9 protein-coding genes and 1 pseudogene are annotated in these 11,141 nt (G+C 62.0%); 8 read left to right on the forward strand and 2 right to left on the reverse strand.

Annotated elements, in window-relative coordinates; translation table 11 throughout:
* The first annotated feature begins 79 nt into the window (after positions 1-79).
* From CX511_RS10350 to CX511_RS10370, 5 genes and pseudogenes are all read left to right on the forward strand, one after another.
* Complete coding sequence (locus CX511_RS10350) at positions 80-1,318, forward strand: 3-hydroxyacyl-CoA dehydrogenase (protein WP_101292591.1); 1,239 nt, start codon at positions 80-82, stop codon at positions 1,316-1,318.
* Positions 1,315-3,078, forward strand: coding sequence for an acyl-CoA dehydrogenase C-terminal domain-containing protein (locus tag CX511_RS10355; RefSeq protein WP_045184041.1), 1,764 nt, complete (start codon positions 1,315-1,317; stop codon positions 3,076-3,078). The genes CX511_RS10350 and CX511_RS10355 overlap by 4 nt, the downstream gene beginning before the upstream one ends.
* A gap of 40 nt (positions 3,079-3,118) precedes the next feature.
* Positions 3,119-4,282: an iron-containing alcohol dehydrogenase gene (locus CX511_RS10360; RefSeq protein ID WP_101292589.1), complete on the forward strand. Its 1,164-nt coding sequence runs from the start codon at positions 3,119-3,121 to the stop codon at positions 4,280-4,282.
* 1 nt (position 4,283) lies between these two features.
* Entirely contained in the window at positions 4,284-4,712 is a 429-nt protein-coding gene (locus CX511_RS10365; protein ID WP_101292587.1) for an acyl-CoA thioesterase, read from the forward strand.
* Between the two features lie 10 nt (positions 4,713-4,722).
* Positions 4,723-4,929, forward strand: a pseudogene (locus CX511_RS10370) (acetyl-CoA C-acyltransferase); the annotation flags it as partial.
* Positions 4,930-4,935: 6 nt separating this feature from the next.
* Here CX511_RS10370 and CX511_RS10375 read toward each other — a convergent pair.
* Together CX511_RS10375 and CX511_RS10380 are read right to left on the reverse strand one after the other, a co-directional pair.
* A complete protein-coding gene (locus tag CX511_RS10375; RefSeq protein WP_045184033.1) occupies positions 4,936-5,955 on the reverse strand; it encodes an AraC family transcriptional regulator in 1,020 nt (339 codons plus the stop codon).
* Positions 5,955-6,872 (reverse strand): LysR family transcriptional regulator, encoded by a 918-nt coding sequence (locus tag CX511_RS10380; RefSeq protein ID WP_101292585.1) that lies wholly within the window; start codon positions 6,870-6,872, stop codon positions 5,955-5,957. The genes CX511_RS10375 and CX511_RS10380 overlap by 1 nt, the downstream gene beginning before the upstream one ends.
* 97 nt (positions 6,873-6,969) lie before the next feature.
* On the opposite strand from CX511_RS10380, the gene CX511_RS10385 reads away from it, so the two are divergent.
* The 3 genes from CX511_RS10385 (at position 6,970) to CX511_RS10395 (ending at position 11,098) form a co-directional block, all read left to right on the forward strand.
* Positions 6,970-7,818, forward strand: a complete 849-nt coding sequence (locus tag CX511_RS10385; protein ID WP_045184027.1) for an AraC family transcriptional regulator — start codon at positions 6,970-6,972, stop codon at positions 7,816-7,818.
* A 110-nt stretch (positions 7,819-7,928) separates the two neighbouring features.
* The gene (locus CX511_RS10390; protein WP_101292583.1) at positions 7,929-9,746 is read left to right on the forward strand and encodes a DUF1302 domain-containing protein; all 1,818 of its coding nucleotides are present in this window, start codon (positions 7,929-7,931) and stop codon (positions 9,744-9,746) included.
* A gap of 14 nt (positions 9,747-9,760) precedes the next feature.
* Positions 9,761-11,098, forward strand: coding sequence for a DUF1329 domain-containing protein (locus CX511_RS10395; RefSeq protein ID WP_101292581.1), 1,338 nt, complete (start codon positions 9,761-9,763; stop codon positions 11,096-11,098).
* Positions 11,099-11,141: the final 43 nt, after the last annotated feature.

Consider the following 11,141-nt stretch of genomic DNA (forward strand, 5'->3'; position numbering starts at 1 on the left):
TATGAAAATGAAATTTCTCAAATAGTAGGCAGCTGCTTAGGGTGTCGGCAATCCTTCTTTTCGCTTGGGGAGTGTCGCTGTGAGCAATGGATTCGATGTGCAGCAGGCTGCGGTGGTAGGCGCAGGGACCATGGGCCGTGGGATTGTCATCAGTCTGGCCAGTGCCGGCATTCCGGTGTTGTGGCTTGATGCCAGCGCACCGATGGTCACGGCGGGCCTGAAAATGGCCGCCGACACCTGGGCCCACCAGGTGGTCAAGGGGCGTATCAGCGAAGCGCAGGCCGAGCAGAACCTGGCGCGGATCCGAGCGGTGGACAGCTACGCGGAACTTGCCGATGTCGACCTGGTGATCGAGGCGGTGTATGAGAACCTTGAGCTCAAGCAGGAGATTTTCCGCACCCTGGACAACGCCCTCAAACCCCGCGCGATTCTGGCCAGCAATACCTCGGCGCTGGATGTCGACGCCATTGCCGCCGTTACCCGTCGCCCGCAGCAGGTGTTAGGCCTGCACTTCTTCAGCCCGGCGCACATCATGAAACTGCTGGAAATCGTGCGGGCCAAACAGACTTCGCCCGCAGTTCTGGAGACTGCCAGGCAACTGGGCGAGCGCCTGGGCAAGGTGGCTGTGGTGGCCGGTAACTGCCGTGGTTTCATTGGCAACCGTATGCTCAAAACCTACGCCAATGAGGCACGCAAGATGCTCCTCGAAGGCGCGCTGGCGCAGCAGGTCGACGTTGCCTTGCAGGCCTTCGGTTTTGCCATGGGCCCGTTTCGCATGTACGACGTGGTCGGTGTCGACCTCGAATGGCGCGCCCGTCAGTTAGCCGGGCAGGGTATGCACAGCCCGCTGGTGCAGGTCGACAACGCCTTGTGCGAACTGGGCCGTTTTGGCCAGAAGGCCGGGCGTGGCTATTACCAGTATGCCGAGGGCAGCCGCGAAGCCGTGCATGACCCAGACGTCGATCGGCTCATCGTGCAAATCGCTGAAGGCCTGGGCTATCAGCGGCGCACCCTCAGCGATGAGGAAATTGTTGAGCGCAGCCTGCTGGCACTGGTCAACGAAGGGGCCAAGATCCTCGAGGAAAACATCGCCGCCAACAGTCATGACGTCGATCGGGTCTATCTCAACGGCTATGGCTTCCCGGCTGCCGTTGGCGGGCCACTGAGCTGGGCCGATGGCCAGGGCCTGGCATCGATTCAGGCGCGTCTGCAGCGTTTGCAGGGCACTCACGGTGCCCATTGGCAACCGGCGCCACTGATTGCCCGTCTGGTGGCCGCAGGCAAGGGTTTCGCCGCTGTGCAGGAGGGCCGGGTATGAACTATCGGGCGCCGCTGCGTGATATGCGTTTTGTCTTGCATGAACTGTTCGACCTGAGCGGGCATTGTCAGCAACTGGACATCGGCCTGGACCGCGAAACCATCGACGGTGTGCTGGAGGAGGCGGCGCGGTTTGCCGCCGAAGTGGTGGCACCGCTCAACCGCAACAGCGATGAACAGGGCTGTCGCTTGCAGGACGGCCATGTGACCACCCCGGACGGTTTCCCTCAGGCCTATAAGCGTTACGTTGAACAGGGCTGGGCGAGCATGACCGGGCCTGTAGCGTTCGGCGGCCAGGGCTTGCCGCAGATGCTCGCGGCCAGTTTCCACGAGATGCTGATGGGCGCCTCGCTGTCGTTTCGCGTTTACTCAGGGCTCACCGAAGGCACGGTGTTGGCACTGGATCGCCATGGCAGTGCCGAGCTCAAGCAGCGCTACCTGGCGCAGTTGGTCAGCGGCGAGTGGACCGGCACCATGTGCCTGACCGAACCTCAGGCCGGCACTGACCTGGCGCTGCTGCGCACTCGCGCTCAGCCGCACGCTGATGGCAGCTATCAGCTGAGCGGCAGCAAAATATTCATCAGCGGTGGCGAGCAGGACCTGAGCGACAACATCATCCACCTGGTGCTCGCACGTTTGCCCGACGCGCCACCGGGGGTCAAGGGCATCAGCTTGTTTCTGGTACCCAAGCGGTTGGTCAATGTCGACGGTTCGCTGGCTGAGCGCAATACGCTCAGTTGCGGTGCGCTGGAGCACAAGATGGGCATCAAGGGGGCCTCTACCTGTGTGATGAATTTCGACGCCGCCAGGGGATGGTTGGTGGGGGAGGCGAACCAAGGGCTGGCGTGCATGTTCACCATGATGAACGATGCGCGCTTTCAGGTTGGGCTGCAGGGCCTGGGCATTGCTGAAGCGGCGTTCCAGGGGGGGCTGGCATATGCCCGCGAGCGCTTGCAGTCGCGCTCACTCAGCGGCCCGCAGGCCCCGGAAAAGCCCGCCGATCCGATCATCGTCCACCCCGATGTGCGACGCATGTTGCTGACCCAGAAAACCCTCAGCGAAGGCTGCCGTATGCTGGCTGCCTATACCGCCCGCCAGCTTGATCTCGAACACCGCTGCAGCGCTGCCAAACGGCGTGCGGCATTATTGATTCCGATCGTCAAAGCCTTCTTTACCGATTGCGGTCAGGAGGTCGCCAGCCTTGGTGTGCAGCTGTACGGCGGGCACGGCTTCATTCGCGAGTGGGGCATGGAACAGTTGATGCGCGACAGCCGCATCACCCAGCTCTACGAGGGCACCAACGGCATCCAGGCGCTGGATTTGATTCGACGCAAACTGCTCGGTGACGGCGGTCTTGAGCTCAACGCACTGATCGATGAGCTGCTCACCGAAACGGCGCAGGCAACCGCGCAGATGCAAATGGCCGAGCAGGTCGGCCAGCAGTTGCAGCAGTGGCGAGCATTGGCCGAGTCGGTGCTGCAGGCCTGTGCGCATGACCCTGAAGAGATTGGCGCCATGTCGGTGGATTTTCTCGCCTACTCGGCCTACACGGTGTTGGCCGCACTCTGGTTGCAAGCGGCTGAATGCGCCAGCCAAGCCCTGGCGGCGGGCACTGACGAAGCGGCGTTTTATCAGGCCAAACTGCACGCGGCCGACTTTTACCTGCGCCGGGTATTGCCACGGGCTGCTGCCCATCGCCAGGCTTTGCTGGCCGGTGCCGGGTGCCTGATGCGCTTGTCGGAGGCCGACTTCGCGTTCTGATCATTTCTGCGGACATCACAACAACAATGAGGGACGCCGCATGCAGTCATTCAGTTTTGCGAGCACCGCGCAGATTCTCTGCGAAGCAGGTGCCGCTGTGCACCTTGCCCGCCTGTGCCGCGAGCGCGGGGCACGCTCGGTATTGATCGTCACCGATCCGGGCCTCGCTCGCCTGGGCTTGCTCGAACCGTCGCTGCCAGGCTTTGCCGAGCAGGGGCTGGCGGTGCAGGTGTTTGACCAGGTGCTGGCGGATCCGCCACAAGCCTGTGTGCTGGAAGGGGTGCAACTGGCGCGGGCGATGCAGGCCGATGCCATCGTCGGCTTCGGCGGCGGCAGCTCCATGGATGTTGCCAAGCTGGTGGCCTTGCTGGCGCACCCGCACTGCCAGCAAGCGCTGAGCGATCTTTACGGTGTCGACCAGGCCAAGGGCCGGCGCCTGCCGCTGATTCAAGTGCCGACCACCGCCGGCACTGGCTCGGAGGTGACGCCAATCGCCATTGTTACTACCGGCGAGCACACCAAGATGGGCGTGGTCTCAACCCTGTTGTTGCCGGACCTGGCGCTGCTTGATGCCGACCTGACCGTTGGCTTGCCGCCAGCGGTCACCGCTGCCACCGGTATCGATGCCATGGTCCACGCCATCGAAGCCTACACCAGCAAGCTCAAGCGTAACCCGCTGTCCAACCTGTTGGCCCGCGAAGCCTTGCACATGCTCGCCAGCAACCTCGATCAGGCGGTGCACATCGGCAGTAACCGCGAGGCACGTCAGGCCATGTTGCTCGGTGCGTGCCTGGCCGGTCAGGCCTTTGCCAATGCGCCAGTCGCCGCGGTGCATGCGTTGGCCTATCCGTTGGGCGGGCACTTTCATATTCCCCATGGGCTGTCCAATGCACTGGTGCTGCCCCATGTACTGCGTTTCAACGCCGAGGTAGCGGCGCCTTTGTATGCCCAGCTCGCACCGCTGTTGCTCGGTGAGCGCTTGCGACCTGGTGATACACGTAGCCTGAGTGAACAGTTCGTCAGCGAGCTGGCCGAGCTCAGCCCGCGTTGCGGCTTGCCGACGCGCTTGCGCGATGCCGGGGTGCCAGAGAGCAGCCTTGCACAACTGGCCCGTGACGCCATGCTCCAGCAGCGCTTGCTGGTGAACAATCCGCGTGAGGTCAGCGAGGCTGATGCACTGATGATCTATCGGCAGGCGTACTGAAATGGAACAACCGTTACGCGACGCCTTTCGCCATTTCCATTCGATCACCACGCGCTGGCACGACAACGACCTCTATGGCCACGTCAACAACGTCGTCTACTACAGCTTTTTCGACAGTGCGGTGAACACCTACCTGATCGAGCAGGGCGGGCTGGATATTCACCAGGGTGAGGTGGTCGCTTTTGTGGTCAATTCCAGCTGTGACTATTTTGCCTCCATTGCCTTCCCCGAGCGCATTGAGGTCGGCCTGTCGGTGAGCAAACTGGGTAACAGCTCAGTGCATTACACACTGGGTATTTTCAAGGCCGGCGAGCAGCAGGCGTGTGCGGCGGGACGCTTTGTCCACGTCTTCGTCGAGCGCGCCAGCAACCGCTCGCAGCCTATCCCTGAACCCCTGCGAGCGGCATTGAGCCGTTTGCTCTGTGACTGACCTGGAGGCCTACTGCGCGCAGCCCCTGGGTATCGGCCCGACACGGCTCATCGTCAACGGCGGTGCTCATGCCATTGGCCACCCCTATGGCATGAGCGGCGCGCGCAGGGTCGGCCATGCCTTGCTCGAAGGTAAACGCCGTGGGGTGAAGTACGTGGTAGTGAGCATGTGCGTCGGTGGCGGCATGGGCGCGGCGGGTTTGTTCAAGGTGCTCTGAGGTTGCTCAGCGCGCGCGGTAGGCACCGGGCGCGCAGTCGAACCAGCGCAAGCTGGCGCGATGGAAGCTTTGCACGTCGCTGTAGCCGAGCTGGTCGGCGATCTGTACCAGCTCCAGTGCGCTGCCGTGCAGTAAGTCTTCGGCGCGGTAGCGGCGGTACTCGTCGAGCAATTGCGAGAAACTCCAGCCCAAGGCCCTCAAACGCCGTGCCGCCGTGCGTTCGAGCAGGTGCTGCCCCTGGTAAAACAGCGGCCAGCGTTCGCTATCGGCCAGGTGCACGGCCAGGTGGTCGCTGGCCAGCTCCAGCAGGGTCGGTTGGCTGTTGCGTTGGGTCTGTTGCAACAGGCTCACGAGCATCTGCTCCAAGGCCTGATTGCCGGGTGTGAGTGGCTGGGTGAACAACTGCGGGTTAAGGTGGATGCCGTGTTCGGCATGCCCCCAACTGACTGGGGTGCGCCAGGCCTGGGGGTGCGCAGTGGTATCGGCTGGCGCTGGATGGGCCAGTTCGATGGCCAGGATCGGATCCTGCTCCAGGCCGCTGGCCAGTAGCTTGCGGCGCAGCAGGCTACTGATGCTGGTGAGCATGTAGTCGGTGATCGGTGCCGTGGCCTTAAGGCTGCCGCAATCCTCCAGGCGCAAGGTGACTTGCCGTTCGTTACGCTCGATGCGGGCGCGAAAATGGCCGTTGAAAAACGGAAAGTATTCGACGAAAAACGCGCAGGCGCTGTCCAGCGAAGCGGCCACATCAAACAGGTAGGTCAGGCCGTTAGTGGCGGTGGACACGAAACGCCGGCCGGCGGCCAGGCCAATCAGCGGGTCGCAGGTTTCTGCCAGGGCCAGGGTCCAGAAGCGCCGCGAGAGCATCAGCGGCACGCGCAAAAAAGGCGTGCGCAACTCGAACAGGCTGCGGCGAAACACCGCTTCGATCAGCGCCAGGTCAACACCCCGTGCCTGCAGTTCTTCAATGGCGGGCAGCAGGGTCGGGGCATAGAAGGCGTTTGCAGGTGGGCAGGGCAACGTGCTCATCAAGGCTTCTCCAGCAGCTGCTGATCAACACTCAGGATTGTCTCGATCATCGCCTGCGCCGCCGGAGTCAGGGTAGCCCCAGCGCGACTGACAATGCCATAGCGCAGTTGCAGCTCGGGGTCGCCGGTGTCGATATCGACAAAGCTCAGCAGCGCAATTTCGCCGCACGTAACCCATTCGCTCAGGGCTTCCTCAGTGGCCAGACCCACGGCGTCAGAGCGCATGACCACCCGGCGGATGGCATCAAACTGCGCGCACTCGACGCTGGTGATGAAGTCCTCCTCGCCCTGGATACGGGCAAGGATCTTGCGGATCATCGGCGGGATTCGCGTGCCGCTGATCGGGTAGTCGAGCAGGTCGGCGAGCTTGAGCGGCCCACGGCCGAGCAGCGGATGGCCGGCACGACAGAAGAAGCGGCCCCGGCGCGGACGCAGTACTTGCACGTGAAAGCGCGGATCATCTTTGAAGTAGCGCGAGTCGGCGACGAAAAATTCGATCTGCTGTTCCTTGAGCCAGACGCCCAGTTGCTCCCAGTCAGCCAGGTGAAAACGCGCCAGGACTAACGGATGGTCATGGATGAAGCGCGCCAAGGCCTCCGGCACCAGTAGCTGTGCTGGATAGGGCCCGCTGCCAAAGTGCAGCTCGCCACCTTCCAGGCCGTTGTACTGCAGCAGTTCGTTGTGCAGGGTCTGGCTGCTGGCAAGCAACCGCCGGGCGTGTTGCAGCACCAGTTGGCCTTGGCCGGTGAGGCGAAACTCTCGGCTGCCGCGTTCGACCAGGGCGCAATCGAGGTCGCGCTCCAGGGTCTGGATACTGCGGCTGAAGGCAGGCTGGCTGAGGTTCACTGCGTCAGCGGCACGAACGAAGCCGCGGCAATCGGCCAGGGCCACGAAGTGGCGAAGTTGTCGAAGGTCCATTATGCGCTCCCTGCATGTTAGCGATACTTTTTATGCATTTGATCGATAGTGTAGCGACTGGCATAACACGAGTCCTGTCCTTTTCTTGTGACTCGCCATGCTTGCTGAAGCCTTTGTTTCCAGTGCCTTCACCCGTACCTTAGTCGCGCATGCGCAGGGCTGTGGCCTGCCAGTCGAGCGCTTGTTGGCGCACGCCGGTATTGATTCTGCGTGGCTCGATGGGCATCACAGAGTCCCGGCGTTGCGGGTCGAGCAACTACTGGCCGAATGCGAGGCAGCCGGTGCCGGGCGTGAGTTTGGCTGTGAATTGGTGCCGGGCATGGCCACCCATTCGCTGCAGGGCCTGAATATTCTTCTCGACTCGGCGGCTACCGTGCGAGCCAGCCTGGAATGCTTTATCCGCTACCTGCCGTTGGTCACCAACTGTGTACGGGTCAGCCTGGAAGAAGACGCAGGCCAAACACTGTTGCACGTGCGCCGCTATCAACATCAACCGCATTACTACATGCTCGATGCTGCGGTGTTAAGCCTGGTGCGTAACATTGCCCGGCGTGCCGGCAAGCCGCCTGCCAGCGTGTTTACCCAGGTGACTCTGTTGGCGCAGCAGGCCGCGTGGCCCTGGTTGCAGGAGTGGGGCGTGCCGACAGCTGAAGGGCAATGGCTCAGCCTGCAATTGGCCCCAGGGGCATTGGCACTGGCTTTGCCAGGAGCCAATGCCTTCCTGCACCAGAGCATGCTGCGCCAATGGCAGGGCGCTGTCGGTGATGCAGACCGCCAGGGCAGCCTGCAATTGGCCCGGCACTGGCTGGCCGCCGGTGACCAGCCGATCGAGCGCATCGCCACGCGCCTGGGTTATCGGCAACCGAGCAACTTCATCCGCGCCTTTCGCAAACAATTTGGGGTGACACCCAAGCAATTTCGCTTGAGCGCTTTGCAATCGGCGTAAGGCTTATGCCGTTGCTTGCTGATGATCGTTTTTTGTCGTGCGCCGCTTGCGCGTGGCGACAGGTGCTTGGGCATCTTTATCGAGCTGCGTAATCCAACTGGAGCTCGATAATGACAACAACAAGCTCAACCCCGGCGTGCCTGCGCCTGCGTTTTGACGGCGGTGCTCGATCGCCATGGCTGCTGGCGCTACTGGCGTCTGTTGCCGCGCCTGCCCAGGCCACCACCTTCGACATCAATGAGGACTGGAGCTTCACCACGCGCAGTACCTTGAGCCTGGGCAGCAGTTGGTCGACACAGAGCCCCGACCGGCACCTGATGACCCGCGCCAACGCCTTGCAGGCGCAGGGCGTTACTGCCGATGGCAGCAGCGTCAGTGCCGATGACAACCGCCTCAATTTCAAGAAGGGCGATCCGATCTCGCAAACCTTCAAGGGCCTGACCGACTTCAGCCTCGATGGCCAGGGTCAGGGCGCGTTCCTGCGGTTCAAATACTGGTACGACCATGCCTATGAAACTCGTGATGGGCACTTCAAGGATTTCGACGACAGTGGCTGGGATGACCTGGCCAAATTCCAAGGCTTCGAGGCGCTAGACGCCTACCTGTGGAAGGACCTGGAACTGGCCGGCCATCCGCTCAACGTCAAGCTTGGCAAGCAGGTGTTGTCCTGGGGCGAAGCGCTGCTGATTCAGAACGGCATCAACGTCATCAACCCGCTGGACATCACCGCCTTCAATCGCCCCGGGGTCGAGATCAAGGAAGGCCAGTTGCCGGTGGAGATGGTGTCGTTCAGTTTCGGTATCTCCGACACCCTTAACCTGGAAGGCTTCTACCAGTATAACTGGCGCCCCAGCGTGCTTGATGGCTGCGGCACCTTTTTTGCCAGCAGTGATGTGATTCAGCCGGGTTGCGGTCCGTTGTACCTGAGCCAGGTACTGACTGATCAACAGATGCAAGCCAGCGGGCTGTATGCCCGTTCACGGGGCAACGAATCGCCGTCGGACAGCGGTCAGTTTGGCTTCGCGTTGCGTCAGATGCTGCCGGCGCTCAATGACGCCGAGGCGGCGTTGTATTTCATCAACTACCACTCGCGCCTGCCGTACCTGACCCTGGATGCACGTAACACCCGCTTGCCGGGCAGTTTCCCTGGCGGCATACAGGGGCCGTCCTATGCTGCGGCATTCCCCGAAGATATTCGCTTGTATGGCATGAGCCTGACCGGGGTGGAGCCATACAGCGGCATTTCTTTGGCCACTGAGTTGAGCTACCGGCCCAACATGCCGCTGGCCTACAACACACCTGATGCCACCACCGCGGTGGTGTCCGGCGCTGTCGGCAGTTCTTGGGTCGACTTGCCTGAAGGGTTCAATACGCGCAATGGCGACCGCTTCGACGCCTGGCAACGTATGGGCGTGTGGCAATGGACGGGCTCGGCGACCCAGGCTATCGACAACGTCCTTGGCGCCACGCGCCTGAGCCTGTTTGGCGAAGTGGGTGTGGTGCACATCGACAGCCTCGGTGATGAGCGCCTGGGGCGCAACGCAGCCTTTGGCCGCAGTGCGCCGCGCAACGGCACGGCCTGCAACACCGTGGCCTCCGGGGTGACCAACCGTTACTGCACCGATGAGGGCTTTGCCACTGACTGGTCCTGGGGCTACCGCCTGCGCGCCAGCCTCGAGTACAGCGACGTGTTGCCGGGGATCAACCTGATCCCGGCCGTCAATTGGCGCCATGACGTCGAGGGCTATTCCTACGACCCGGCCGGGCCATTCCAGGAAGGTCAGCAGGCGCTTGGCCTGAGCCTGACTGCCAACTACCTCAATGACTACAGCGTGGAGCTGGCCTACAACGCCTTCTTCGGCTCCAACGACTACAGCACCCTGGATGACCGCGACTTCGCCTCGGTCAGTTTCAAGGTTGATTTCTAAGGAGAACAATAAAAATGCGTATTCATCCTCTGTTGCTGGCCCTGACCTGTGTCAGCGCAACGGTTATGGCCAAGAGCAATGACCTTGGTCCGTTGGACACGACACTCACCCCCATGGGTTCGGAACGCGCCGGCAATGCCGATGGCAGCATCCCGGCCTGGACCGGCGGCCTCGACAAGCGCGCCGGTAGCGTCGATGGCAACGGCGGTTACAGCGACCCGTTTGCCAGCGAAAAGCCGCTGTTCACGATCACTGCGCAGAACTTTGCGCAGTACCAGGGCGCACTGAGCCCGGGTCAGGTGGCGATGTTCAAGCGCTTTCCCGCCACCTACCAGATGCCGGTTTACCCCAGCCATCGAAGTGCGCGCTTGCCGGCGGCGATCCTGGCTGACAGCCGCAACAACGCCAGCAAGACGACCTTGGTCGATGGCGGCAATGGCCTGCATGACTACAGTCGCGGCATCCCGTTTCTGTTGCCGACGCAAGGCATGGAGGTGATGTGGAACCACATGAGCCGTTGGCGCGGCGGTAGCTATGAGCGCTTGAGCAGCATTGCCCTGGTGCGTGAGAACGGCGCGGTCAGCTACATTCGCGCGCAGTCACTGGTCAGTTTTGCCGAGGCGGTCAGCGGTCTTGAGCCAAACGCTAACGTGCTGTTCATGTTCAAGAGCCGGGTGCTGGAACCGGCACGCCTGGCGGGCGAGACCGTACTGGTGCATGAACCGCTCGATCAGGTGGCCGAGCCGCGTTCGGCCTGGCAGTACCTGCCGGCCCAGCGCCGGGTGCGCCGCGCGCCGATGCTGGCCTATGACAACAGTGCCCGTTACAGCAACGGCTTGATCACCGCCGACAACATCGACGGCTTCAATGGTGCGCCAGACCGTTTCGACTGGATGCTGATCGGCAAGCAGGAACTGTACATCCCCTACAACAGTTACCGTCTGGGCAGCCGGGCGCTGAAGCTTGACGAACTGGTCAAGCCCAACCATATCAACCCGGCCTATACCCGCTATGAAAAGCACCGGGTGTGGGTGGTTGAAGCGACGCTAAAGCCGGGGGCGCGGCATCTTTACAGCAAGCGACGTTTCTATGTGGATGAGGACAGTTGGCAGATTGCCCAGGTCGATCAGTACGACAGCCGTGGCGAGTTGTGGCGCAGCTCAGCGTTGCATGCGATCCAGCACTACGATCATGACTTCACGTATAACGTGCTGGAAACATCGTATGACCTGATTTCGGGTCGCTATTACGCCGGTGGTTTGAGTAACGAAGAAAAGACGCCGATGCGTGTAGGCTTCAGCGCCAAGACGGATGATTACACACCGTCCGAGTTGCGCCGCTGGGCCAAGTAACACGAACTCGTCAGGCTCGATCGCCGGCAAGGCCAGCTCCCAC

This window comes from Pseudomonas sp. S06B 330 (genome assembly GCF_002845275.2).
Taxonomy (GTDB): domain Bacteria; phylum Pseudomonadota; class Gammaproteobacteria; order Pseudomonadales; family Pseudomonadaceae; genus Aquipseudomonas.